19 protein-coding genes are annotated in these 26,210 nt (G+C 39.8%); 5 read left to right on the top strand and 14 right to left on the bottom strand.

Annotated features, from left to right (window positions below; genetic code table 11):
* Positions 1–5: 5 nt before the first annotated feature.
* The 3 genes from QT327_RS11700 to QT327_RS11690 form a co-directional block, all read right to left on the bottom strand.
* Positions 6–1,373, bottom strand: a complete 1,368-nt coding sequence (locus QT327_RS11700) for a sigma-54-dependent transcriptional regulator (protein ID WP_013666410.1) — start codon at positions 1,371–1,373, stop codon at positions 6–8.
* A gap of 105 nt (positions 1,374–1,478) precedes the next feature.
* On the bottom strand, positions 1,479–2,747 hold the full coding sequence (icd, locus tag QT327_RS11695; protein ID WP_289552964.1) for an NADP-dependent isocitrate dehydrogenase: 1,269 nt from the start codon (positions 2,745–2,747) through the stop codon (positions 1,479–1,481).
* A gap of 7 nt (positions 2,748–2,754) precedes the next feature.
* Positions 2,755–4,926, bottom strand: a complete 2,172-nt coding sequence (locus QT327_RS11690) for a cation:proton antiporter (RefSeq protein WP_013666408.1) — start codon at positions 4,924–4,926, stop codon at positions 2,755–2,757.
* Positions 4,927–5,175: 249 nt separating this feature from the next.
* Between QT327_RS11690 and QT327_RS11685 the strand changes: the two genes are divergently transcribed.
* A complete protein-coding gene (locus tag QT327_RS11685; RefSeq protein ID WP_013666407.1) occupies positions 5,176–5,511 on the top strand; it encodes a MerR family transcriptional regulator in 336 nt (111 codons plus the stop codon).
* Here the strand turns inward: QT327_RS11685 and fbp are convergent.
* The 8 genes from fbp to arfB form a co-directional block, all read right to left on the bottom strand.
* Entirely contained in the window at positions 5,495–6,538 is a 1,044-nt protein-coding gene (gene fbp, locus QT327_RS11680; protein ID WP_013666406.1) for a class 1 fructose-bisphosphatase, read from the bottom strand. The genes QT327_RS11685 and fbp overlap by 17 nt on opposite strands.
* Positions 6,539–6,749: 211 nt before the next feature.
* On the bottom strand, positions 6,750–7,244 hold the full coding sequence (locus tag QT327_RS11675; RefSeq protein ID WP_013666405.1) for a metallophosphoesterase family protein: 495 nt from the start codon (positions 7,242–7,244) through the stop codon (positions 6,750–6,752).
* A 16-nt stretch (positions 7,245–7,260) separates the two neighbouring features.
* The gene (locus tag QT327_RS11670) at positions 7,261–7,833 is read right to left on the bottom strand and encodes a Maf family nucleotide pyrophosphatase (protein WP_130857424.1); all 573 of its coding nucleotides are present in this window, start codon (positions 7,831–7,833) and stop codon (positions 7,261–7,263) included.
* Positions 7,834–7,865: 32 nt separating this feature from the next.
* Positions 7,866–8,384 carry a KdsC family phosphatase gene (locus tag QT327_RS11665; protein ID WP_130857423.1) on the bottom strand — a complete coding sequence of 173 codons (519 nt, stop codon included), beginning with the start codon at positions 8,382–8,384 and terminating at the stop codon, positions 7,866–7,868.
* Positions 8,385–8,393: 9 nt separating this feature from the next.
* Positions 8,394–9,185 (bottom strand): Rossmann-like and DUF2520 domain-containing protein, encoded by a 792-nt coding sequence (locus QT327_RS11660; protein WP_013666402.1) that lies wholly within the window; start codon positions 9,183–9,185, stop codon positions 8,394–8,396.
* 78 nt (positions 9,186–9,263) lie between these two features.
* A complete protein-coding gene (locus QT327_RS11655) occupies positions 9,264–11,714 on the bottom strand; it encodes a heme lyase CcmF/NrfE family subunit (RefSeq protein WP_289552963.1) in 2,451 nt (816 codons plus the stop codon).
* A gap of 46 nt (positions 11,715–11,760) precedes the next feature.
* The gene (locus QT327_RS11650) at positions 11,761–12,165 is read right to left on the bottom strand and encodes a cytochrome c maturation protein CcmE domain-containing protein (protein ID WP_013666400.1); all 405 of its coding nucleotides are present in this window, start codon (positions 12,163–12,165) and stop codon (positions 11,761–11,763) included.
* 178 nt (positions 12,166–12,343) lie between these two features.
* Positions 12,344–12,748, bottom strand: a complete 405-nt coding sequence (arfB, locus tag QT327_RS11645) for an alternative ribosome rescue aminoacyl-tRNA hydrolase ArfB (protein WP_242627327.1) — start codon at positions 12,746–12,748, stop codon at positions 12,344–12,346.
* Between the two features lie 139 nt (positions 12,749–12,887).
* On the opposite strand from arfB, the gene cmk reads away from it, so the two are divergent.
* From cmk to QT327_RS11630, 3 genes are all read left to right on the top strand, one after another.
* Positions 12,888–13,565: a (d)CMP kinase gene (gene cmk, locus QT327_RS11640; protein ID WP_013666398.1), complete on the top strand. Its 678-nt coding sequence runs from the start codon at positions 12,888–12,890 to the stop codon at positions 13,563–13,565.
* Between the two features lie 482 nt (positions 13,566–14,047).
* Positions 14,048–15,988 (top strand): 30S ribosomal protein S1, encoded by a 1,941-nt coding sequence (gene rpsA / locus QT327_RS11635; RefSeq protein WP_013666397.1) that lies wholly within the window; start codon positions 14,048–14,050, stop codon positions 15,986–15,988.
* 131 nt (positions 15,989–16,119) lie between these two features.
* Entirely contained in the window at positions 16,120–18,507 is a 2,388-nt protein-coding gene (locus QT327_RS11630) for a glycoside hydrolase family 3 N-terminal domain-containing protein (protein ID WP_289552960.1), read from the top strand.
* A gap of 89 nt (positions 18,508–18,596) precedes the next feature.
* On the opposite strand, the gene QT327_RS11625 is transcribed toward QT327_RS11630, so the two are convergent.
* The 3 genes from QT327_RS11625 to QT327_RS11615 all read right to left on the bottom strand — a co-directional run bounded on the left by QT327_RS11625 (position 18,597) and on the right by QT327_RS11615 (position 24,815).
* A complete protein-coding gene (locus QT327_RS11625; protein WP_289552958.1) occupies positions 18,597–20,180 on the bottom strand; it encodes a SusD/RagB family nutrient-binding outer membrane lipoprotein in 1,584 nt (527 codons plus the stop codon).
* A gap of 11 nt (positions 20,181–20,191) precedes the next feature.
* Positions 20,192–23,524, bottom strand: coding sequence for a SusC/RagA family TonB-linked outer membrane protein (locus QT327_RS11620; RefSeq protein ID WP_289552956.1), 3,333 nt, complete (start codon positions 23,522–23,524; stop codon positions 20,192–20,194).
* 103 nt (positions 23,525–23,627) lie between these two features.
* Complete coding sequence (locus tag QT327_RS11615) at positions 23,628–24,815, bottom strand: ROK family transcriptional regulator (protein WP_013666393.1); 1,188 nt, start codon at positions 24,813–24,815, stop codon at positions 23,628–23,630.
* A gap of 206 nt (positions 24,816–25,021) precedes the next feature.
* On the opposite strand from QT327_RS11615, the gene ychF reads away from it, so the two are divergent.
* Positions 25,022–26,122 carry a redox-regulated ATPase YchF gene (gene ychF, locus QT327_RS11610; protein WP_130857416.1) on the top strand — a complete coding sequence of 367 codons (1,101 nt, stop codon included), beginning with the start codon at positions 25,022–25,024 and terminating at the stop codon, positions 26,120–26,122.
* Positions 26,123–26,210 lie beyond the last annotated feature (88 nt).

Raw genomic sequence — 26,210 nt, 5'->3', positions numbered from 1 at the left:
GCGAATTAGGAAATACCGTACTTATCTAATTTATTATAGAGGGTTTTTCGATCTATATTTAAGACCTGTGCCGCCTTACTTTTATTATATTTCACCTGCTGTAAGACATCCATTATAAGCTGTCGCTCATGTGCCTCACTTTGGGATTTAAGATCAGCAGCCACATGCTCGGAATTCGGATGGCTTTCATGATGTTTATGCTGATTGATCGACAATACCATCTCATCCGGTAACGCGCTCGATTCCGCTGTATCACCCGGTGTCAATAGCACCATCCTCTTTATTACATTTTTAAGTTCCCGTAGGTTGCCGGGCCAATCATAAGCTTTGAAAATATCTTTTACCTCTTTAGAAAGGTGAACAACCTGTCGATTCAATTCTTTATTAGCTTTAGCTACAAAAAACTCAATAAACGTATCCATGTCACTTCCCCGGTCTCTTAGAGCCGGTACAATAATTTCGAATTCATTGATCCGATGATATAGATCTTCTCTAAAATTTCCCGATGCTGAACTACCCAATAAATCATCGTTCGTTGCGGCTATGACACGAACATCAACTTTAATTTGCTTATTAGCACCAATAGGCTGTATTACTCTTTCTTGTAAAGCTCTTAATAATTTCACCTGCACATCATACGACAAATTCCCTATTTCATCTAAAAACAGCGTACCGCCATCAGCCTCCTCAAATTGTCCTTTTTTATCCGTAAGTGCTCCTGTAAACGACCCCTTAATATGTCCAAACAGTTCGCTGGCTGCCAGCTCTTTGGAAAGGGTTCCACAATCAATGGATACAAAAGGTTTATTGGCTCGGTTGCTTTTTAAATGAATGGACCTTGCCACGTACTCCTTTCCCGTACCGCTTTCCCCCCTTACCAACACAGACATGTCGGTCGGTGCAACTAAATTGATGTATTCTTGAAGCTTTTTAGATTGGGTACTAACGCCTTTTACAAAGTCTGACGACTCTTCTTCCGGTAATTTTTTGGTGGTCGAAGGGATTTGTTCTTCACTATTATGGTTTAATGCATCTTTTAAAACCATTAATAATTCATCGGGGTTTACCGGTTTCGTAATATAATCAAACACCCCCAAACGCATGGCCCTTACTGCAGTGCGTACGTCATTGAAACTGGTCATGATAATAACAGGGATATTTAGGCCCCTGTTCCGAACTTCTTCCAATACATCCAAACCCGTTCCATCCCCCAGACGATAATCCAGCAACATAAGGTCAATAGATTCGTCCAATGATTTGACACTACTTTTGACATTGTACCTCATTTCAACTTGATGACCATTTTTTTTCAAAAAGCCTTCGAGAATAGTCGAAAAGGTAGTATCATCTTCTACAAGCAGGATTTTGGCCATATTTATTTGTCTTTATCCTCCAACGGAAACAATTCGTTTTTTAGTATATTACGTTAATCTACAAAACTACTATTTTTTCGCCGATTAGCACTTAATTATTATGAATTAGTTACCCATATATCGAATAATCGCATCTGCAAATTGACTCGTTTTAAGTAAGGTAGCCCCTTCCATCTGATTATAAAAGTCTATGGTAACTTGTTTTGAACGAATGGTTTTAGCCAGTCCTTTTTTAATGATTGATGATACCTCGTGCCATCCCATATAATCAAACATCATCACGCCGCTCAAGATAACTGATGAAGGGTTCATACTATCTGTATTTGCAAAACGAGGGGCTGTTCCATGCGTTGCTTCAAACACCGCATGCCCTTTAAGGTAATTAATGTTCGCTCCCGGAGCTATGCCGATTCCGCCAACAATGGCCGCCAATGCATCTGAAATGTAATCACCGTTGAGATTTAATGTAGCAATCACTGCATAGTCTCTTGGGTTTAGCAAAATCTGTTGCAGAAAATTATCAGCAATTACGTCTTTTATAATAACTTTCCCTTGCTGTTGTGCTTTTTGTAACGCATTGTTTGCAGCTTGTTCACCGTCGGTAGCCTTTAATCTTTCCCATTGAGTCCAGGTAAACACGTATTCGGCGTATTCATTTTCCGCTAATTCATAACCCCAGTTCTTAAAGGCACCTTCTGTAAACTTCATAATATTCCCCTTATGAACTAAACTCACGGATGGAAGTTTCTCCTTTATTGCATATTCTATAGCTGCCCGTATTAAACGAACGGACCCTTCCTTCGATACCGGTTTTATGCCAAGAGCCGTCTCTTCTTTGAAGGGATAGTCCACACCAAACTGATTTGTTAGGTACTCTTTTAAAACTTGGGCTTCCTTACTGTCAGCTTCGAATTCAATGCCGGCATAAATATCCTCTGTATTTTCACGAAATATGACCATATCTACATTTTCCGGGTGTTTAACCGGTGAGGGGACTCCCTCAATCCAGGATAACGGGCGCTGGCAAACAAATAGATCGAGCAACTGCCGAATAGCCACATTTAACGATCGGATACCACCTCCAACGGGTGTAGTTAGTGGTCCTTTTATCGAAACAACGTACTCCCTCATGGCCTCAATTGTTTCCTCAGGAAGCCAGCTGCCAGTTTGGTCATAGGCTTTTTGCCCTGCCAAAATCTCTTTCCATTCGATCTGCCGCTTCGCTGCATAAGCCTTTCGTACACCTTCATCAAAAACACGAACGGCTGCATTCCAGATATCAGGCCCTATTCCATCACCGATGATAAAGGGTATGATTGGATTATCAGGAACGGTTAAATGTCCTTTTTCATTTATGGTTATTTTCTGTCCCATAACTTTTTCATTTAGTTGATCCCGGTAAGTTTCTGTTTCTTATATTCAATATGCTTCCTAAACCTTTGCCCATCCTCTGTAGACGAGTATAGCCCCGGTTTGTCGACATGGCACTCACCTCATCATAATTATCAAACACGCTAGTTGGTCGCCTACTCGGATAAATTAGTATTCTATTATTATTTTCATATTTCCGAGCGAGTTTTTTCGGTATACCGTCGAATTCTCGATTATAAGAGACTTCACCCGCTCTCGCCGAAACGAACACCAGTAGGTCGGTATCGCTTATATAGCCTCTAAGAGATGCCAGGTCGTCCCAATCAGTATGGTTAACAAACCGGATATTGCAATTGATTTTGCTTTTCTTGAGAAAGGACGTAACCGCCGACTCTGATCGGGCATTCGCAATGCAAACAACCGGTAACGTAAGCTCAATCGCCAATTGACCAACTTTTGTCAGCCAATAGGAGAACCCTTTTTCGTCTTCCGCCATTGGCGGGCAAACCAATGTGATTTTATCATTACTTACAAAAGGCTTACCGAAATGACACATAAAGATATTGATATCTGTACGGTTAAGAATACTTTCCGTTTTTTCTCCAACCATCTTTTCAATAATGCCAACCTGGCTGGGCCATCCAAGTAAAATACTATCCGCTATAATCTCTCGCGATGCCCTGCTAATCCCGCCGGCAATATTATAGTCGATCGTAGCCATCATATTCACTTCTATCTCACTACCCGAAGCATATTTAGCTGTAGAATCCAGATTTTTCCTTGCTTTCTTTAAATTAGCCTCAGCTAGTTCGTTATTAGGCACAACAGATAATATAGTAACCGGATGAGGTGATTTTTTGTTTTTAATCATTGTAGCGAAATCCAAAAGGATTTCCATATTATTCAGGTTGGCTATTGGCACTAAAATATGTTCATCCCGAAGCATATCCTTATCCTCTTCAACTACATCTTGCTCCCCCGCCAGGACCACTTTCTTTGAGGCCGATTCCGTGGCAATAGAAGCAACTATACAGGTGATGAGTATCAGTACGATGGTTCCGTTTAATACATTTTCGTCAATTATATTATTGGCATAGCCCACCATAATGATAGCAAGTGTGGCAGCGGCATGTGCGCTACTCAATCCAAAGATCACCTGACGCTGCGCGCCACTATATTTAAAAGTGAGCTGAGTGAACCAAGCAGCTATCCATTTGCCACAAACTGCCACCACAGTCAGCGTGCCCGCCACGATAAGTGCTTCCGGACCTTTGAAAAGAACTTTGATGTCGACAATCATACCAACGCTAATCAGGAAGAACGGTATGAAAATCGCATTGCCAATAAACTCAATCCTGTTCATAAGTGCCGACGAGTGCGGAATGAACTTGTTCAAGGCCAACCCCGCAACAAAAGCACCAATAATCGGTTCGAGTCCGGATACCTCAGCAATAAAGGCGGCAAAAAAAACAATGAACAGAACAAATATATAATGAGATGTTTTTTCACTCTCTACTTTCTGGAAAAACCATTTGGCAATCCTCGGTACGATTCCAAACATAATGGCCAAAAACACGGCAAAAGAAAAAGTCAGCCTCATCCAAAATTGCTGATCAAGCTGTCCTTGTGATGAACCAACGATAACCGCCAAAATGATTAGAACAGCCGTGTCCGTTAAAATGGTTCCGCCGATGGTTATAGCAACTGCTTGATTTTTAGCAATTCCATAGCTATTTACCACCGGATAAGCCACCAGCGTGTGCGTAGCAAACATACTGGAAACCAATATACTGGCACCTACATCAAATCCCAGGATATAGTAACAAACCGGATATCCGATGGCAATGGGAATAAAAAAAGTATAAACACCAAAAACAATACTTTTATGCCTGGTTTTACGAAACTCATTCATATCCAACTCGAGCCCCGCAATAAACATAATATAAAGCAAACCTATTGTTGAAAATAGCTTGACCGCATCTGTTTGCGCTAATATATTCAATCCGTGAGGTCCAATAATAACCCCGGAAAGAATCAATCCTATAATACCTGGAATTTTAATTTTCCGCAATAAGATAGGAGCCAAAAGTATGATCAGCAAAATCAGGGAAAAGATCAGTACGGAATTCGTTAAAGGTGTTTCAAAGGCGTGGGAAATATGTTCTATAAAACTCTTGTTCATAAACTAACACTAACGACAATCATTTGCACTTTTTAAACAGTATGCCTTAAATATAGTTTTTTTCTTCCGAAGATAAAGGCCCCCGCAGGAATCTTGACTTGAAATACACATAAAGAATATTTAGTGAACCCTTTTTAATAAAAAAATCTATTTTGATTATTTGGGTATTTTCTTTTTTTTTGAGATCGAATTAAGCAGTGGATCAACAAGAAACTTTTTTGTAAATTCACCTGCAAATATCCATAAAATATGCCTTATAAAGAACGAGAAATCAACAAGCTCTATTATACCATGGGAGAGGTTACGGAGATGTTTGAGGTGAACGCATCGCAAATAAGATTTTACGAGCGCGAGTTTGATATTATCCAGCCAAAGAAAAACAAAAAAGGTAATAGACTCTTTACACCGGAAGATATCGAAAATCTCAAGATCATATTTAATTTGGTAAAGAACAAAGGATATACCTTACAAGGAGCGCGTGATTATTTAAAGGCGAATAAAAACCAAGCGAAAGAGAACCAACGGGTGATTGATTCTCTTGAAAAGTTAAAGCAATTTTTAATTGAGGTTAAGGAGCGCTTATAGCACTATCAGCCTTATAGGTCATCAAATTACTGCCGCTTAAAAACTCCATAAGCTTGTTAACCATGTTTTCTGAACCGAGAAAAATAGCCGAACGTTGATGAAGATGATCGGGAACGATATCTAAAATGCGGTTGGAACCATCGATGGCAATTCCCCCAGCCTGCTCTAATATAAAGGCCATCGGATTACATTCATAAACAAGCCTTAATTTCCCTTTCGGATAAGCTGATGATACCGGGTAGAGAAAGATTCCCCCTTTAATGAGATTTCGGTGAATATCAGCTACCATCGATCCAATATATCGGGATGTATAAGGACGTCCCGAATTTATATCTTCCTCCTGACAATATTTGATGTAATCTTTTACTCCTTGCGGAAAGTGAACGTAATTGCCTTCGTTTATTGAATAGATTTTACCCTCCTTTGGAATTCTCATATTAGGATGAGACAAACAGAATTCTCCGATTGACGGATCTAATGTAAAGCCATTCACACCTTTACCTGTGGTATACACTAGCATGGTTGATGAACCATAAATCACATAACCGGCCGCAACCTGCTCACTTCCTTTTTGCAGCACATCACTTATTAGCGGCTTGCCGTCCAAACTTTGCCGGCGATAAATAGAAAAGATCGTCCCTATCGCTACATTTACATCGATATTTGAAGATCCATCCAAGGGATCTATGGCTACTATATATTTGGCATTTTTTGATATTTCGGATTCAATATAGATGCACTCATCGTTTTCTTCAGAAGCAACTACGCAGCACTCTCCTCCGCTCCTTAAAGCCGCGATGAATTGCTCATTGGCATATACGTCCAATTTCTTCTGCCCCTCTCCTTGCACATTCGTTGTCCCTGCGTCTCCAAGTATATCAACCAATCCAGCCTTATTGACCTCTCTGTTTACTATTTTTGCGGCTATACCAATATCTCTTAATAATCTGCTTAATTCACCTTTTGCATACGGAAAGTCAGCTTGCTTTTCAATAATAAATTGACCCAGGGTCTTTACGGCTGTCATAATTTAGTCTTTAAAATTTACAATAAGAAACGATTTTTATTTTTAACAACAACAAAAAATTGCGCTGTAAAAATACTAAAAAAACAACACTTAGTGTAAAACACCCTAATCAAAATATGTGTACAAACTACACAAATTGTACACATACTGCATTGATAAAAAACAATTTACAAATAAAAAAACATCATCAAATAAATTTAAATTAGTGTAACTAAGAACCTGAAAGTTCAATCACTTCAAGATCTTTAATAAGGTTTTTGTCGATGCTAAAACGCATAAGTGTTCTAACTTTATGCCAACCTTGTTTGCCTGCGGCACCCGGATTTAAGTGTAAGCAATTAATTTTTTTGTCATATATCACTTTCAATATATGAGAATGTCCCGAAATAAATAGTTGGGGAGGATTTGAGTAAATAGTTGCTTTTACGCGAGGTGCATATTTATTAGGATAGCCGCCAATATGTGTCATCCACACATCAACCTCTTCACATCTGAAGCGTAAATCCTCCGGGTAACGTATCCTGACATCTTTATTGTCAATATTTCCATATACGCCCCTTAAGGGTTTAAAATCAGCTAATTTATCAACTAATGTAATGTCCCCGAAATCACCCGCATGCCAAACTTCATCACATGATGCGAAGTGTTTAAATATGGCATCGTCCAGATAGCTATGTGTGTCGGCAAGCAAGCCTATTTTTGTCATCCTTTTCCCTTTAGCGTTATAATTTCACCAGTTCTTTATAAAGTTTTGCCGTAGGCAATCCCATTACATTCGTATAGGAGCCTTCTATATGATCAACAGCAACCGCACCGATCCACTCCTGGATACCGTAAGCCCCGGCCTTATCATAGGGTTCAAAAGTCTTAATATAATAGTTTATTTGCTCATCGCTCAGTTCATTAAAATAAACCGCCGTCACCTCATAAAAGGATCGAACTTTCTCTATTGTTTTTAGCGCAACGCCCGTGATTACCTCATGTCTTCGCCCCGACAGCAACTTGAGCATCTTAAACGCATCATCATAATCAACCGGTTTCCCGAGAATCCGATCATCAATACTAACAATGGTATCAGCAGTGATTAAAATATCTTTATCCGATTTTAAACCGAACGCCTCCGCCTTCTTTGTAGCGATATACAGTGCAACGGCTGCCCCTCTCATGGTATCGGGATATGTTTCTTCAATTTCCTTTATTTCCACCTTGAAATCAAGTCCCAATGAGGTCAACAACTCTTTGCGTCTGGGTGATTGCGAGGCTAGAATAATATTCTTTTGATCCAAATTTTCCATAACTTAAAAAATTTCAGGCAATCGTTTTTGCCTTATACGCTTTTTATATATTGATCTGCATCCCAAGCTCCCTGTAGCTTTAAAACCTTCTCCATAATTTCTCTGACAACCCCTTCCCCACCGTTTTTGGCACCGATGTAGTGAGCGATTGCTTTAATTTCTTCTGCAGCATCATTCGGGCATGCAGCAAGACCTACTATTTTCATCACTTCAAGATCAGGAATATCGTCACCTATATATAAAACATCTTCCGGATGTAACTCCAACTTGGTCAACCAGTTTTTAAATACAGCGACTTTATCGCTAACACCCAGCTCAATATCCTTTATTCCCAAACCTGCTAAACGCTTTCTAACGCCCTCAGACTGGCCACCGGTTATCACTAGCAATGGAAAACCTTTCTTAACCGCAAGCTGCAAGGCGTAGCCATCGCGAATATTAAACCTTCTCAGTTGATGCCCTTCTTCATTAACCAATACAAGCCCATCAGTAAGCACGCCGTCTACATCTAACGCAAAGGCTTTAACCGACTTCAATTTTTCAAATAACATTCTTTCTTTTTACTTGGTTTCGTTCTGTTTGTCTTCCTTCCAATATTTGCGCACGATATCTTCACTAATCAGCTCATAAACTTGCTGCCAGTTGGGATGGGCTTTCAATAAATCCAGATGCTTACGAATAATATTCCCGTCATTCCTTACTGCCGGCCCTGTTTGCACTGCATTCGGATCATGACTTTGTATTTTATGAGCTGTCTCGCTAATTAGCGGTTTTAACAAATCAAAATCCACTTTCTTTTCTGCTAAAAAATCGTGAGCAATGGCATATAAATAATTACTAAAATTACATGCAATAACGGCTGCAAGATGCAAGCAGCGTCTTTGTTCTGAGTTATATTCGTGAATAATCGGCGACAATTTAAAGGCCATGTTCAATATCTCCTCCTTTGTTCTTTGATCGGAAAATTCCAAAATCAACGGCACTTTTGAGAAATCTAACTCTACTTCTTTCGAGATGGTCTGTAAGGGGTACAATACGCCGTACGATGACGAAAAGGGCTTTAGCACATCCATATCAGTACTCCCCGAAGTGTGCAATAAAATCTTGTTCCTTAAACGCAGCTCGGAAGCTACTTCAAGAATCGCTTCATCTTTAACAGCGATAACATATACATCTGCTTCGGTAGTAATGTATAGTAAGCTGTCGATGGGCTCAGCACCTATACCGTCTGCCAAATGTTTTGCATGATCGATATCGCGACTATATACTTGTTTAATATGGTACTCCGCTTTTTTCAGGGCAAAAGCTAAATGGGTCGCCACGTTTCCACTACCTAGAATAACTATCTCCATAAATTAAAGAATAACGGGGACTGAGATTTTCACTGCAGTCCCCGTGGGATAAAATTAACAATAAAAGGAAATAAATGTTTACACTATTTTTCCTTTTAATTCCTTGTTTCGCCTAAAGATTGAAAGCACAAAACCAATGGTCATAATGATTGTTCCACACCAGAAGAAGTTTATATAGGGAAACTCGATGGCTTTCATTACGATCCATTTTTTTTCCGGCAATGGCTTTTGGTAAATCATCAATTCCATACCTTTATTGGGAGCAATCTTTGTAAACCGCAAACGTAAACCCTGTTCCTCTACATCTTTAGCAAAATCAAAGCTATTCCCGTTTTTTATCAAATATTTTGGATCTGCTTGATATACTTCACCGGTAACTGCATGCACTTCTAATTGCAATGCAAAGAGCAAATCGCCATTGGCTAAAGGCATATTTTGCAAAGTCGCATTTCTATTTACACCTTTGACTACAATAAAGCCATTCTTATAACGCAGTGTATCTCCGATATTGACCAATTGTGTTGTTGGCTCTTCATATCCCTCATTCGGATCATGCCCTTCATGATTATGTTCCTGCTCTTGCGGATCATCTAACTTAGGAGCAGAAGTTACAATTGTATAAATGTCTTTTGTTATATAATGCCTTGTGCTCGGCGTTCCTATTAATCCCATTTTCGGATTTTGCTGCGCGTTGGGTGTTAACTGAAACTTTTCGATGACCTTACCGGTCTTCTCATCCTTGCGTTCGTAATTTACTTTATAATAAATATTAGGCATCGCAATACTATCGCCAATATAGGTGATTGTATAACCACCCATCTCAACCGGCTGGTTGATATATAAAAACAGGTTTTCACCGGGTTTTTCGCGCTCCTCAAAACCTGCTATAGGAATGGAACCTCCGGCATTTAAAGAAACGACCTTATTTGTTGCAGCCGCAACCAATGCACCGATAATCAATAGTGCAAATCCGATGTGCGCTACTGAAGAGCCCGCCAACTTCCATTTTCCTTTAAATGCATCTCCTAGTATTCTTGCATTGGCAACCAGCGCAAATACAGCTCCGAAAGACAACAACACGTAAATAAAATTGGTATAAACCTTTGTGAAATAGAGTAAAATACCGGTAACAACAAGCGAAACGACGAATGAAGCCAGCAAATTAGCATAAAAGATCTTCGGGGTAGTTTTTTTATATTTTAGAAACTGTGCGATGGCCGACAGAATAAGTACCAGGATCGCAAAAGCAGCTTGCCACTTATTGTAATGCGCTATCGCATCAACGGGCGGCGCTATCTTTGTTCCAAACATTGCATTAAAGACCGGAATTGATGTCGTAGCGATAATTTGGACACACGCCACTACCAAAATTAAAGCGCCAATAAACAACCAGAATTCCCTTGAATACGTTTCCTCATCCTTTTTAGTGATCGGTAGTTCTTTCCATCTACTAGCAAGGAAATAAACCATAAGGGCGAAAAAGATCAGGTTAAAAACAACAAGCTGCCAGTACATGCCCAGATCGGTAAAGGAGTGAACAGATGTTTCGCCCAATACGCCGCTACGGGTTAAGAACGATGCGTAAATAACCAATACGAAGCTTACTAACACTAAAAAAGTAGCCGTAAAATAAGAATGCCCCGAGTTTTTATAGGCGACAATAACATGCACTGCAGCAATTAATGTAAACCAAGGTATAATGGAAGCATTTTCAACCGGGTCCCAAGCCCAAAATCCACCAAAATTAAGTGCTTCATAAGCCCAAAATGACCCCATAATAATACCGGCACCTAATACCATTACAGCGAAGAGAGACCATGGCAAGGCCGGCCGCAGCCATTCCTTATATTTCCGTTGCCATAAGCCGGCTATCCCGTAAGCAAAAGGAACCACCATAGAAGCAAAGCCTAAAAATAACGTTGGTGGGTGGATTACCATCCAGTAATTCTGCAATAAGGGGTTCAAACCGTTACCGTCGGCAATCATGCTAAGATAATTCGGATTAGAGAAAATAGGCGCTTCTAACGCTTGTCTCAACAAAATAAAGGGCGAGCTCCCCACTCGCTCACCTAAAACTTCGATTCCTATAAGCATGGAGGCCAAAACAGTTTGGCATAACATAATTGTCGTCATAACAGGACGTTCCCAACTTTTACCTCGAGCCACTACTACGAGCGCTAAGACAGCCTGCCAAAACATCCAAAGCCAAAAACTACCTTCCTGTCCTTCCCAAAAACTTGAGATTATGTAATATACCGGCAAGGTTCGTGAAGAGTGAGACCAAGCATAGTGATATTCAAATAAATGATTATAAATAATATAGAAAAGGCTACTTCCAATGCCAATTACCGCTATTATATTAATAAAAAAAGCAATACGACCTATTTTATGCCAAGATGCATCCTCTTTATATCGGGTAGCGAAGCAGTAACTAATGCACGATAAAAGCGCTGCGCCAAAAGAAAGAATGATAAAAAACTGGCCGAGCTGGCCGGGAAGGAGGTTTTCACCTTGATACTGAATATCCATTAAATTTTATAAAAGTTACGATTAGGATTGGAAATACAACAATATTTTAAACATTAGTAGAAGCAGACTCCGTAACTTCTACCTGATCTTTGTTATACTTGGAAGGACACTTCATCAAAATTTTGGATGCATGAAACTCTTTTCCTACCATTTTTCCTGTCAAAACAATTTGCTCCGAACGTTCGAAGTCCTGCGGCTTGGATCCATTAAAAACAACTTTACATTCCGTACCATTATTATCAAGCATATAAAAAGCGAAATAATTGGCATTCTCCGTCGGGTTGTAGTATAAGGCTTTTGTTTTATTCAATTCTCCTACCACATGTATTTCTGATTCTGTCTTCTGCGCATCGGTAAATGTCGCATATGTACTGGAATCCGTGTAAATACTAATGATCATCGCTATCGCTACTGCAATAATTATAATACCTAAAATAGCTCCCTTCTTCATGTAATATTTCAGTTTTTTAGTGTTGTCTCTTGCGTCTTTGCCGGTTTATCATTCCGATATACCACTTCTCCTTGCACTAAAAACAGTGCAGATTTCTGATACAGATTTTGCGCAAAAATACTAAATACTAAATACATACAGGCAACATAGCAAGGGCAAGGCTTTATTAAGAATCATTCTAATCTACATTTCCGCTTCTTTTCATTTTTATCAGTGCCCGATATCGTTTATCAGCCAACCTTTTCTCGACCGAAGCTTTACTTCTTTTAGTAGGCTTCCGCAATTTTTGCACACTTGATGCAGCAGCGAGTATATGCAAAAGTTTTTCTTGTGCTGAGGCTTTGTTCTTAAATTGGGATCGATCCTTTTGGCTAATAATTTGCAACTTACCTTCGGATGACAATCGATTACTCAATTTTTGCCGTAGGTGCGTTTTTTCTTCTTCATTCCATAATTTACAAGCTTCGAAATCAAATTGTAACTCAACCTTCGAAGAAACCTTGTTCACATGCTGGCCACCGCTTCCTCCGCTTCTTGAAGTTTTATATTGAATATAAGGACTTAATTCATCTATACTGTGCATAATTACCCATTAAACCACAAAGATAAGCATGTAATAAATAATCTAGTGGTTTTACTACCATAGAGTTAAGTAATAACAGACATTAAACTACTTATTACTGTTCGTGAATACCAAGCATTTTCTCTAGTTTTGTGCACCCATGACAAAGAAGAATATTATTATAGCGATTGATGGTTATTCATCCTGCGGGAAAAGCACGGTCGCAAAGGCTTTAGCAAATAAACTTCATTATGTATATGTAGACAGTGGTGCCATGTACCGAGCTGTAACCTTATACTTTTTGCGAAACAACATTGATGTGACTAATGAAGAGCAGGTGCAAAATGCGCTTGAACACATCCACATCGATTTTCATAAAGAAGAAGGGGTAACCCATGTCCTTTTAAATGAGGAGGACGTCTCCGACGAAATCAGACAAATGCCTGTTTCTGAAAATGTGAGTACCGTAAGCGCTATAAAATCGGTCCGACAGGCAATGGTAAAACAGCAGCAGAAAATGGGTGCACGAAAAAATGTGGTGATGGACGGACGAGATATAGGAACTGCTGTTTTTCCACATGCGCAGGTTAAAATTTTCATGACCGCTGACCCTAAAATACGAGCTGAACGCCGGTACTTGGAACTAAAGAACAAAGGTGAAAACATCACACTGGAAGAGGTTTTCGAAAATATCGCCCATCGTGATTATCAAGATACTACGCGAAAAGAAAGCCCGCTGGTACGAGCCGAAGATGCTATTATTTTAGATAATACCGATATGACTGAGGAACAACAGCTCGACTTTGTACTAGATAAAGTGGGGAAAGCGAAAAGTTAGTTATAAGTTAAACGTTATGCGTTGTGGGTAGTTAAATTACTGATCGTTAGCGAACGCAAGATAGCCTGATCAACTTCTAACTAAATGCTGCGTTCTATTTGCTTTTTACTTACTCCTGATCGGCTTTTTATCGGCAATTTCCCGATCAGGCCACGATACCACCCCGATAAAATCCCGATAACGTTTAGAAGAAAGAGCAGAGTTGGTTGCTCGTTTCGGAGACGTTACGCAGGGAAGCACTTAAGTGGTTAACCAGTGGCAGCACCATTAGTGCTAAGACGAAAAACCTAAAAACACCGAGCAGTAATACAGACTTTCTTATGAATCGCCTTTGCAACGCATAATGGACAAACTCTCTTGGTTAAGTTACCTGATAATCACCACTTTTTGCTAATAAAACTCATAATTTTTGCTTTATTTAGAAATAATTTTTGCACCTTTGCAGTCCTGATGAATTTCAGGAAAAGGAGACAAAATAATTAATGGCAAAAAAACAAGAAGCAGAAAAAGAATTAAAAGCTAAACAAGCTGAAATCCAAGATGCTGATTTAAAATCAGTTAAGGAAAGAGAAAACATTGAATCAGAAGCTGATTCGACGTTCATCGACGAAATCAAATCCAATACTTGGATCACACCTGAAGGCGACTTCGACTGGGATCAAGACGAAAAAGGTTTCGGAAATTACAGCGCAGACGAGCGTGCTAAATTAGAAGAGCAATACGCTGGTACTTTTAACTCCGTCAATAAAGGAGAAATTGTTGAAGGAACCGTGGTTTCCATTAACAACAAAGACGTGGTACTTAACATCGGTTTTAAATCAGATGGCTTGGTATCTCTTTCTGAATTCCGCGATCTACCTGACCTGAAAGTAGGTGATAAGGTAGACGTGTTCGTTGAATCACGCGAAGACGAGAACGGACAATTAGTTCTTTCCCGCAAGCGTGCTAAAACACAAAAATCTTGGGAAGCAATCAATGAAGCTTTAGAAAACGACACCATCATCAACGGTTACGTAAAAAGCCGTACAAAAGGTGGTTTGATCGTGGATATCAAAGGTGTTGAAGCTTTCTTACCGGGTTCTCAAATTGACATCAAACCCATTCGTGATTATGACATCTATGTGGGTAAGACAATGGAATTCAAGGTTGTTAAAATTAACCATGAGTTCAAGAACGTGGTGGTTTCGCACAAAGTGCTGATCGAGGATGATTTAGAAAACCAAAAATCAGAAATCGTTGCAAAACTTGAAAAAGGACAAGTACTGGAAGGTACTGTTAAAAACATCACAGATTTCGGTGTATTCATCGATCTTGGCGGTGTTGATGGTTTATTGCACATCACAGATATTTCTTGGGGCCGTATCGAGCATCCAAAAGAAGTATTGTCATTAGACGAAAAGATCAACGTGGTTGTTCTTGATTTTGATGACGAGAAAAAACGTATTGCATTAGGTTTAAAACAATTGACTCCTCATCCTTGGGAATCCTTAGATCCGGCATTAGCGGTAGGTTCTAAAGTAAAGGGTAAAATTGTTACTGTTGCAGATTATGGTGCATTCTTAGAAATCACTCCCGGTGTTGAGGGCTTGATTCACGTATCTGAAATGTCATGGTCTCAAAATTTACGCAGCCCGCAGGAATTCCTGAAAGTAGGTGACGAAATCGAGGCAGAGGTATTAACCTTGGATCGCGAAGAGCGTAAAATGAGCTTAGGTATTAAACAATTAACTCCAGACCCTTGGAAAAACATTGCTGAACGCTATCCTATCGGAAGCAAGCATAAAGCAGTGGTTAAAAACATGACTAATTTTGGTGTGTTTGTTGAAATTGAAGAGGGAGTTGATGGTTTAATTCACATTTCTGACTTATCATGGTCTAAGAAAATCAACCATCCAAATGAATTCACAAAAGTAGGTGAAGAACTAGATGTAGTTGTATTGGAACTTGATGAAGAAAATCGTAAATTAAGTTTAGGACACAAACAATTAGAAGAAAATCCTTGGGATACTTTTGAAACGATCTTTACGGTTGATTCTATTCACGAAGGTACCGTATTAAAAGTAACTGATAAAGGTGACATCGTAGCACTTCCTTATGGAGTTGAAGGCTTCTGCCCTAGTAAGCACAGCATCAAAGAAGATGGTAAAGCTTTAAAAGCAGAAGAATCCGCTCAATTTAAAATTATCGAATTCAATAAAGAAGCGAAGCGTATTGTAATTTCACATTCTCGTATTTGGGAAGATGAAAGAGCAGAAGCCCGTATTGAAGAATTCAATAATCGTAAGAAAGAAGCGAAAGCTGCATCAAATGCCGTTAAAAAGGTAAAAGATTCTGTTGAAAAATCTACCTTAGGTGATTTAGATGTATTGGCTCAGTTAAAAGAGCAAATGGAAGACGAAGAAGGTTCTAAGAAATCTAAATAAGCTTCCCTTCAATAAAAGTATGTGCCGCCCCATAAAAAGGGCGGCATTTTTTTTATAAATTCTTTAATGGTCATACCTACACTTTTTGGTACTTTTGGTAAATTAGAATCAAATTATCAGCACAATACCTTATGATAAAAAGACAGATCAACTTAGTTTTAATACTCATTATTATTTGCCCACTCCTCTCTTTTAAGTATGTTAAACCGCAACCCATCTATAAAGATCCTCGAAAGCCGATCAGCGAACGCGTCAAAGATTTGCTTAATAAAATGACAGTGGAAGAGAAAGTAGGACAACTTGCTACTTTATTAGGTTGGGAAATGTATACAAAGAGCGGTAAAGGCGTTACTGTCAGTACTAAATTTAAAGAAGCCGTGCAAAGAGAGCACATCGGCATGCTTTGGGCTACCCTACGTGCTGATCCATGGACTAAAAAGACATTAGAAACAGGATTGTCGCCTCAAGAAGCGGCGATGGCTACCAATGCTTTGCAAAAATATATGGTCGATAGTACACGTTTGGGAATACCACTTTTACTATCCGAAGAATGTCCTCATGGTCATATGGCAATCGGAACCACTGTTTTCCCAACTGCTATCGGACAAGCTAGCACATGGAATCCGACGCTAATACAAGAGATGGCGCAGGCAATTGCGGCAGAAACTCGCGCTGTTGGTGGACATGTTGGTTATGGGCCTATCCTCGATTTGGCGCGAGAGCCACGCTGGTCACGCCTGGAAGAAACTTACGGGGAAGATCCTGTTTTGAATGCAAAAATGGGAAGGGCAATGGTTACCGGTTTCCAAGGAACCGATTTGAGCAGTGGAAAAAATATAATCTCAACGCTAAAACATTTTACTGCCTATGGAGTACCCGAAGGCGGCCACAATGGCGGTAGTGTTACCGTAGGTCAAAGAGAACTTTATCAAAGCTACCTCCCTCCTTTCGGGGAAGCAGTTAAAGCGGGTGCTTTATCCGTTATGACCGCCTACAACTCGATAGATGGTATTCCTTGTTCTGCCAACCCCTGGTTATTAAAAGATTTATTAAGAAATCAGTGGAATTTCAAAGGTTTTGTCGTATCCGACCTCGGAAGTATCTCCGGTTTAGTAGGCAGTCATCATGTAGCAGCCAATGCTGCAGAAGCTGCAAGCCAGGCTATCAACGCCGGGCTCGACGCTGATTTGAGTGGTTACGGCTATGGCCGGGCCCTTTTGGCAGCAATTAAGGAAGGAAAAGTTACGGAGGCAACCTTAGACACCGCTGTGAGCAGGGTTTTATATCAGAAATTCGCTTTAGGTCTTTTTGAAAACCCTTACGTAGACATAAAACAAGTAAGTAGAACAGTACGAATTCCCAACCATATTGAGTTGGCGCGAAAAGTGGCGCAACAATCAATTATTCTATTAAAAAATAATGGAAATCTTTTACCCCTGAGCAAGTCTATAAAAAAATTGGCCCTTATCGGTCCTAATGCCGACAATATATATAATCAACTAGGAGATTATACGGCTCCGCAAGCGGAAGAAAACATTGTGACGGTATTAGAAGGCCTACAAGCTAAATTAGGAGCTGGCACCAGGATTGATTATGTAAAAGGCTGTGATATTCGAGATACATCGGAAATAGCTATCAGTACAGCAGTTCAAGCTGCCGAAGCTGCCGAAGTAGTCGTTATTGTCTTAGGGGGCTCCAGTGCACGTGATTTTAAAACTTCTTATCAAGAAACAGGGGCGGCGCAGGTAACTGCCACACAAGGAAAAATAAGTGACATGGAAAGCGGTGAAGGTTTTGATCGTGCGACGCTAGATTTGTTAGGAAAGCAATTAGAATTACTAAAAGCAGTTAAAGCGACGGGCAAACCGGTGGTGCTGGTTACCATTAAAGGACGTCCGCTAAATTTAAATTGGCCACAAGAGCATGTAGATGCCATTATAGATGCATGGTATCCGGGACAAGAAGGTGGAAACGCCATTGCAGATGTGCTGTTTGGCGATTATAATCCCGCGGGCCGCCTCTCCGTTTCTGTTCCTAAATCTGTTGGTCAGCTACCGGTTTATTACAATTATAAAAACCCTACAAAACACGATTATGTAGAAGTAGATGCTAAGCCCCTTTATTCGTTTGGTTACGGATTAAGTTATACCACTTTTGCTTACACCGATATTAGACATCAATTAACAGAAACACCTGATGATTTTAATTTAAGCATATCCTTTAAACTAAAAAATACAGGCAAATACGCTGGTGATGAAGTAGTTCAACTTTACGTGCGTGATGAGATCTCAAGCGTAGTAACGCCTATTTTACAACTGAAAAACTTCCAACGGATTCATCTGAAGGCAGGAGAAGAAAAAAAGATGGAATTTGTTCTTCATGCGGAAGATTTAAAGTTGTTAAATGCGCAGATGAAATGGGTTACCGAAAAAGGTAGATTTAAGATTATGATCGGTTCTTCTTCGGACAATATCCTATTGACAACGGATGTTGAATTGAATAAGGATTATAACTTGTAGTCCTTCCTATAAAAAGAGAGGGTGGACTGATGTGTCCACCCCTCAAACATTTATAGACCAATTTTAATATTTTCTGCTAATGGTTCGCATTAATTTACGTCCCAAAACAGTTTAGTGTTAACATTGTCTTGAGCTTTCACCGCTTCGTAGTTAGCTGCATTGTATACCGGCTCGGACGGTGGCAAATTAAATTTAACAGGTACTGTTTTTTGAATATCCGAATTTTGGACTACAAAGCTAAATTGCGGATAATCCAATCGCCTATTTTCAGACCAAGCTTGCACTGTTTGAATGACATTAAAGTGCAGCCATTTTTGTGTAGCAATTAACTGGATTTTATTGCTAGCTCCATCCCAATTTAGATTTGACAAATATGTATTTATCTGCGTTTCAGTAGGTGTAGCTGCCGCTGGAACAGTATTGTCGTTACTTCTACTTCTGATGTCTCGATATAGATCGACAGATTCTCTAACGGCATTCTCAAAAGACGTTTTCGCTAATCCGCTATTTCCATTTTTCAGATAGTATTCAGCCAGCAATAGATTGGTTTCTGAAGCCGAAAACAAAATACCGGGAAAATATTGATTTCTAGAAATGGTGGAACGATTAATAATAGAAACAGTTCCTCCTCTTGCTAAGTCGGATTGAGTAGCACTGGTCAATGATTGATCTAACCCTTTGAATTGTCCGTTCGCAGCTGCGCCCGGTTCAAAAATAAAAGGTAATCTCGGGTCTCCATTTCCGACCATATGATCAATCATCGTCTTACTAGCTAAGTTAGCATACCAGCCATCTGCTTCGAATGCATCTTTGATTCCTTTTGTATGTATACTATTATCATCTAAGCTATAAATATCGATTTTTGAGTTTTCATTATTTGTTATAATCAATGGGTAAGTAGATTGATTATTAATGATCTCAGTCAACTCTTGTGCTGCTCTTGAAGAAAAAGCAGAGCTCTCTGATACACGCATTAACATCCGTACACGCAATGAATTACAATATTTTTTCCACAGCGCAATATCACCGTTATTAATAATATCTTGCGTTTTGAAGCGAGCTTGAATAGCTTCACTTAAAGTGATTGAATTCAACTCATCACTTATCGCCTTCAATTCGTCTAACATTACAGTATAAATGTCCTCGGCTTTATCATAGGCGGGATACGATGACTGGTAATCACTTTTGTTGGTACTTAACATTCCCGCTTTACTCCAAGGAATATCACCATGTAGATCAACCGTTTGCTGTGTTTGATCGTAAAACAAAACTTTACCGGCTAGGAAAAAAATTCTTTTTTCCGCTTTTTCAGCATCTACGGAATTGTTATAAGCCGTTTCCAACTCTCTATATTGTGCGAGCCCTTCATAATATCGAGACCATCGATCTTCAATTGCAGCGCCACCAGGTAATAAGTTATTCTGTTCATTAATCCAACCTGTTATGTGTAGATATCGAAAAATAGTTGGCCGAAGCGTTACAAATAAATTTCCATAATCTGGTATAATTAACTGTCGATAACTATAAATCATTCCAGTAAACTGACGCTCAACCGTGACTTCAGTTACTTTTGACGGATCTCGGTAGAATTCATCAAACGAACTCTTCTTACAAGAGGTGGTATATATTAATGAAGCGATACATAGCCCCATTGTTAAAAAATATCTTTTCATAACTATTATTTTTAAAAACTTGCACGTAACATTAAACCAAAAGTTCGAGTAGCCGGACTTGTACCCGCATTGCTCACTTGATTAATCCAATTTGATCCGCCTGTCATTTGTTCAGGGTCTAAATCCTTAATGCTCCGGTAAATAAAGAACAGGTTTCGTCCGAAAGCTGATATTTGCAAATTTTTTGCGCCTAGCTTTGAGGCTAATGAAGAAGGAATTCTATATCCTAATGATATTTCACGCATTTTGATATAATTGTTCTTCTTAACATACAGTTCATATCTTGAATTTGAATACTGCGGCCCTCCCCAGTTATAGGTACTGTTATAATATACAGACTGCGGTATAATGTTATTGTTCGGTGTACCATCAGCGAGCACGCCTTCCATCAACATCCCATCATGGTATACGGTTTGGCCGTTAGGACCGACAGCTCCGTCATACGCGACGCCTCTTTCCCCATCCATATAATAGCTTAGACCGCCGTGCTCTGCATCCATATAGTTTAAACTTTCTTCAGTCAAACCTCTACTAGTCATCCAATTTATACCGGTAGGCATGGCGTGACCGCCCCATCGAAAATCTATTAATGCGTCCAAGGTAAAATTTTTATAAGTAAAGGTATTGATCAAACCACCAACCGCTTTGGGCATCGCATTTCCAGCCTTAATCCAGGTATCGGCGTCTAATTGATATAAACCGTTATCCTGAACAATCTTATTCCCATTTGCATCAGTAGCAATCGGGTGCACCATAATATCTCCCATTGGTTGTCCTACCTTCGACACTAATTGCGCAGCCTGGCCATCATAATCTCGGTGCCGCAATTCAGAAACACCTCCAGGTAATTCTTCTACAATATTTTTATTCATCGAAAAGTTCAGAACCGAACTCCACCGAAAATTCTCCCGTTGAATAGGGCTACCTGTTATAGCGAATTCCCAGCCCTTATTTCTCAACGTTCCAACATTCGCAAAGATTGAACTTGATCCCATTGAAATGGGAAGCGTATATTCAAGGATTTGATCTTTAATTAGGCCGTTATAATAGGTGATATCAAAGCCTAAGCGGCCGTCTAACAACCGTGTTTCCAAACCAAATTCATACTCTTTCTTCCGTTCGGGCTTGATGTCTTCATTACCAAAACCGACCGTTGGGACCGTATTATAAATGACCGCTGCTCCACCCTGCGTCTGAACGCCTAGGGTCTGTTGTGTATAACTTAATGCACTCTTGTAAATATCTGGGTAATTGCCCACAATCCCCCATGATCCTCTTAGTTTTGCGTAGCTGAATATTTCAGGAAGTGCAAATGCCTCATTCAAAATCAAACTCGAATTCACAGAAGGATAGTAAAGAACATTATTATCGGGATGCATCGTAGAAATACGCTCTCGACGCAAGGTTCCTTCTACAAACCAATATTCTTTTAAATTAAAATTTAATGTTCCGAACAAGGCATCTCGTAACATATTTCTGCGATAATTATACCTTGTACTGCCGCCTATTGTATTATTCGAAGCGTTAATATCAAACCAATCCCGAACACTTAACCCACCGGCCGTTTCTCTTTGCACATAAGTATCTTCGGATTTAGTAGCTGTATAACCACCCATCGCTCCTACTTTTATATCCGGATTGATCTGTTTGCTATAGGTCGCCAAAAGGTCCACGTAGTAAATATTGGCATTTTGCGAGCCTAAACCAAAGTATCCTGTAGTAGCATCATAAATTAAAGGTCTTTCAGTAGGTTGCTTATCTTCCGTTTTTAATGACGTCACATCTGCCGAAAAACGTGCCCGAAAAGATAAGTCACTGGTGATTTGATAGGTGTTGGTGACAGACCCGATCAGACGATTGGAATATTCATCATATTCCTTTGCTTTTGTATTCCAAATGTAATCCAATACATCCGTTTTTGCCCCATTATAACGGATATTTTCATCAGGGGTTAAACTTTGAGCATTCGGACCTTCCACCACATATTTATAGCCCAAACTCGTTTTGTATTTGTCTAGATACCATTCCGGATTATCAAAAGTGGAAATCATTCCCGTAAAGTTATTGATCATACGATCTGTCAGGAATGGTCGATTATGCGTGTGTTGATTGACATAATTGATTACAATATCTGTAGTCAATTTATCCCACAATTTGAATGAGGTATTAAGATTCGCGATATTTTTTTTATTATAGGAATCCAAGGATGTCATTTGGTTGTCCTGACGTGTTAAGGAGAAACGTGTATTTGAGTTTTCTCCGGTATGGCCTAATGCGAGATTAAAGATTGTATTGTTTGGATTGTTAAAGAACTTGCTATACGCATTTTGCGCTACATAAGGCCTTACCTGGCCGTCCCATGAAATTACGTCCTGACCATCAAATTTTGGCCCAAAATTTACCGTAGCGGGTAATAAGCCACGCGTTACACCATTAACGGCTAAATTGTCGTCGTAATAATAAAACAGATCATCCGCTTGGTCACTATCTAAGTAGGCTTTAGTATAACCAGGGCCTCTTACTTTTTGGAATCGAGGTAAATACGCAATTCGGTCGTGCGTATAGGTGGCATTGAAATCGATAGAATACCCCTTACCACCCTTACCTGATTTAGTCGTAACCAATACCACACCGTTCATTGCTTCTGAGCCGTATAATGCGGCAGCAGATGCACCCTTTAATATACTGATCGATTCAATATCTTCCGGGTTCAAATCCTCCAAGCCGTTACCTCTAGCCCGTTGATCACCCCAATAATCCGAGTTATTAAAACTTGTTTGACGCATGGGAACCCCATCAATAATTACCAAAGGTTGCGAATTACCTGTAATGGAATTGGTACCCCGAATATTAATATTAATACCTGAAGTCGCCCCTCCCGGTGCTGCTGAAATCCGGACGCCGGGTGCCTTTCCATATAAAGCGCCCGCAAAGTTTGGCGAACCCGTTTTAGTTAATTCCTTAGCACTCACTGTACTTGTCGCATAACCAAGTGATTTGGCTTCTTTTTTAATACCGAGTGATGTTACGACCACTTCTTCCAGTGCATTTTCATCATTCTGCATGGAAACGGTTAAACTACTTTGATTGGTAATCGCTATTTCTTGCGTGATATAACCGATCATCGAAAAGGTTAATGTTTCGCCTGAAGTCGCCTGAATGGAAAAATTACCTTTTGCGTCTGTAGAGGCTGCCTTACTGGTTCCTTTTACACGTACGGTGACCCCCGGCAAGGGGCCTTGAGCATCCGAAACGGTTCCTGTGACCGCTTTCTGTGCAAAGCTGCTGATCGTTATCATACAAAATAACACTGCAGCTAGTGCTCTTAAATAGATTTCTTTCATGATTTGATTGGTTTGTTAAAATTCGACTTAGTTGATTGATTCTTGATTAATTTTAAATTTAGATTTGGTTTTGACTTTATATCATAGGCAATTATTTAGCTTTTTAAAATCGATCGGTTCTTTCCATTACCAAGGTGGCTGCTCCCAATAACTCGGCTTCTTTATTTAGCGATGAAGACAAAATCGTACATTGCTCTGCTAACATGGGTATGCTAAACTCATTTACTGCTTGCTGTATCGGCGCCATCAGAATCCGGGATGCAACGGCTCCTCTACCACTTACCACGACGCCTTGGGGGTTCATGATGTGTATCAACGTAGCGATCCCTTTTCCAATAAGAAATCCTGCTTTCGAAAGTAAATTAACGGCTAATTGATCCCCTGCGTTAGCGGCATTTAAAATAACATCCACATCGGAAGCACCATCACCGGAAAACATGCCTTCCATTTTCGATGCATACCCATTTTGTATTTCTTTTCGGGCTTTTCCGGTCAGCACTAACAGCGAAGCATCAACTTCTAAGCAGCCTCTTTTCCCGCATACGCAAAGATTATTACTATCTGCTAAAGGGATATGGCTAAATTCGCCGGCAAAGCCACTATGTCCTCTAAATAACTTCCCATTCACAATCATACCCAAGCCAATCCCCCAGCCAACGTTTACCACCATCACGTCCTGCATTCCTCGGGCCACGCCGAAATTTAATTCCGCCAGTGCAATAGCGCTTGAATCATTGTCAATAAAGACTTCACAACCGATCCGTCTTGCTATATAGTCGGCTAGGCTCTTGTCGCCCAAACCGAAGTGCGTATTATTAATTCCCCTCTCTGCGTTTACAAAACCAGGCATTGCAATTCCAATCCCCAGGATATCAACCAGAGATAAAGGAAGTCCTTCTATATATTCTTTGATAAAGTTGATGAGATCATTCAGCGATTCACTGGCATTTTCAAGATTGATTACCCTCTCGTCAGGCTCTTTAATCTTTTCATTATGCAAGTTGAATACGGCTATTTTAGTGATGAGCTGATCCACAGAAACCGCTATTATGTATTTTCCTGAATCTCTATTAAGCTGATATTCATGAGCCCTCCTACCACCTGTCGACTGTGCATATTGGCTATTTATTATCAATCCTTGCTCCTTCAGGAGGTTGACATTGCTTGTAATCAGAGGTAAGCTTTTACCCGCAAGCTTACTGAGCTCATTGATAGCCATCGGTCCCCGATAATACAGATACCGCACAATATCTAGCTTTAATGCATTTTGCTTTTTAGGCTTTTCTTCCACAACAATTTAGATTGATGTAGCAAACATAAGTAAGTATATATCAAAAAGCAATAGACTTATTAATTTTTTTATCAAAGTTTAATATACTTATATAGGTAATAGAATAAAAATGGCTTTTTTTGTAACAAAAACGAAGATATTTTAAAACGCTTTTTATTTCCTATCTTTGCCGCAATTGTAACAAAAAAGAAAAAAGCACTTATCAAATGGCACTTCAATGTGGTATTGTTGGTTTACCCAACGTCGGAAAATCTACTTTATTTAATTGTTTATCAAATGCAAAAGCACAAGCCGCTAACTTTCCGTTCTGCACGATTGAACCGAACGTCGGTGTTATTTCTGTTCCTGATGAACGTTTGAATAAACTAGCTGAATTGGTTAATCCCCAACGCGTGGTTCCCAATACAATCGAAATAGTTGATATAGCAGGCTTGGTGAAAGGAGCGAGTAAAGGCGAGGGATTAGGAAATCAGTTTTTAGGTAACATCCGAACAACCAATGCCATTATACACGTATTACGCTGTTTTGATAACGGTAATGTGATTCACGTAGACGGATCCGTCGATCCGATTCGCGACAAGGAAATTATCGACACTGAATTGCAACTTAAAGATTTAGAAACGGTATTAAAGCGCATTCAGAAAGTGGAGAAAATGGCTAAAACCGGTGGTGATAAGGACGCAAAAAAAACCTTTGATATTTTATCCATCGTAAAAGTGCATCTCGAATCCGGTAAATCAGCTCGGACCGCTCCCATAACGGAAGACGATTTTGAGTATATCGGTGATTTAAGTCTCCTCACCGTAAAACCTGTTTTATACGTATGTAACGTAGATGAAGCGTCGGTAGTTAACGGCAATGCTTATGTAGATCGAGTAAGAGAGGCAGTAAAAGACGAGAAAGCAGAAGTTTTGGTTATATCAGCGCAAATCGAATCAGAGATCAGCCAGTTGGAAAGTTACGAGGAACGTCAATTGTTTTTGGAAGATTTGGGCCTTACAGAATCGGGCGTACATAAGCTTATACGGGCTGCTTATAAACTATTGAACTTAGCTACTTATTTTACGGCAGGCGTGCAGGAAGTTCGCGCTTGGACAATCAATAAGGGATTTACTGCTCCGCAAGCTGCCGGTGTGATTCATACCGATTTTGAGAAAGGTTTTATCCGAGCCGAGGTCATCAAGTATGACGATTTTGTTAAGTACGGTTCAGAGAATGCCTGTAAAGAGGCCGGAAAGCTAAGTGTAGAAGGAAAAACTTATATAGTGGAAGATGGTGATATCATGCACTTTAGGTTTAATGTATAAGAATTGAAGACCGGACCCTCCCAATAAAAAAGGCTATCCCCATTTGCGAGATAGCCTTTTTTGCTCACCCGAAGACATTGTTGGCGTC

This window comes from Olivibacter sp. 47, assembly GCF_030372825.1.
Lineage (GTDB): Bacteria > Bacteroidota > Bacteroidia > Sphingobacteriales > Sphingobacteriaceae > Olivibacter > Olivibacter oleidegradans.
Note: the sequence above shows the minus strand (reverse complement) of the source record. Positions and strands in the feature narration are given on the sequence as shown.

What these genes read in the sequence shown, in the direction of transcription:
- QT327_RS11620 (WP_289552956.1), bottom strand. Translation starts at nt 23,524, where the DNA reads ATGAAAGAAATCTATTTAAGAGCACTAGCTGCAGTGTTATTTTGTATG.
- arfB (WP_242627327.1), bottom strand. Translation starts at nt 12,748, where the DNA reads ATGCACAGTATAGATGAATTAAGTCCTTATATTCAATATAAAACTTCA.
- QT327_RS11665 (WP_130857423.1), bottom strand. Translation starts at nt 8,384, where the DNA reads ATGTTATTTGAAAAATTGAAGTCGGTTAAAGCCTTTGCGTTAGATGTA.
- QT327_RS11660 (WP_013666402.1), bottom strand. Translation starts at nt 9,185, where the DNA reads ATGGAGATAGTTATTCTAGGTAGTGGAAACGTGGCGACCCATTTAGCT.
- QT327_RS11650 (WP_013666400.1), bottom strand. Translation starts at nt 12,165, where the DNA reads ATGAAGAAGGGAGCTATTTTAGGTATTATAATTATTGCAGTAGCGATA.
- rpsA (WP_013666397.1), top strand. Translation starts at nt 14,048, where the DNA reads ATGGCAAAAAAACAAGAAGCAGAAAAAGAATTAAAAGCTAAACAAGCT.
- QT327_RS11670 (WP_130857424.1), bottom strand. Translation starts at nt 7,833, where the DNA reads ATGGAAAATTTGGATCAAAAGAATATTATTCTAGCCTCGCAATCACCC.
- QT327_RS11700 (WP_013666410.1), bottom strand. Translation starts at nt 1,373, where the DNA reads ATGGCCAAAATCCTGCTTGTAGAAGATGATACTACCTTTTCGACTATT.
- QT327_RS11685 (WP_013666407.1), top strand. Translation starts at nt 5,176, where the DNA reads ATGCCTTATAAAGAACGAGAAATCAACAAGCTCTATTATACCATGGGA.
- QT327_RS11625 (WP_289552958.1), bottom strand. Translation starts at nt 20,180, where the DNA reads ATGAAAAGATATTTTTTAACAATGGGGCTATGTATCGCTTCATTAATA.
- fbp (WP_013666406.1), bottom strand. Translation starts at nt 6,538, where the DNA reads ATGACAGCCGTAAAGACCCTGGGTCAATTTATTATTGAAAAGCAAGCT.
- cmk (WP_013666398.1), top strand. Translation starts at nt 12,888, where the DNA reads ATGACAAAGAAGAATATTATTATAGCGATTGATGGTTATTCATCCTGC.
- QT327_RS11630 (WP_289552960.1), top strand. Translation starts at nt 16,120, where the DNA reads ATGATAAAAAGACAGATCAACTTAGTTTTAATACTCATTATTATTTGC.
- QT327_RS11675 (WP_013666405.1), bottom strand. Translation starts at nt 7,244, where the DNA reads ATGACAAAAATAGGCTTGCTTGCCGACACACATAGCTATCTGGACGAT.
- ychF (WP_130857416.1), top strand. Translation starts at nt 25,022, where the DNA reads ATGGCACTTCAATGTGGTATTGTTGGTTTACCCAACGTCGGAAAATCT.
- icd (WP_289552964.1), bottom strand. Translation starts at nt 2,747, where the DNA reads ATGGGACAGAAAATAACCATAAATGAAAAAGGACATTTAACCGTTCCT.
- QT327_RS11655 (WP_289552963.1), bottom strand. Translation starts at nt 11,714, where the DNA reads ATGGATATTCAGTATCAAGGTGAAAACCTCCTTCCCGGCCAGCTCGGC.
- QT327_RS11690 (WP_013666408.1), bottom strand. Translation starts at nt 4,926, where the DNA reads ATGAACAAGAGTTTTATAGAACATATTTCCCACGCCTTTGAAACACCT.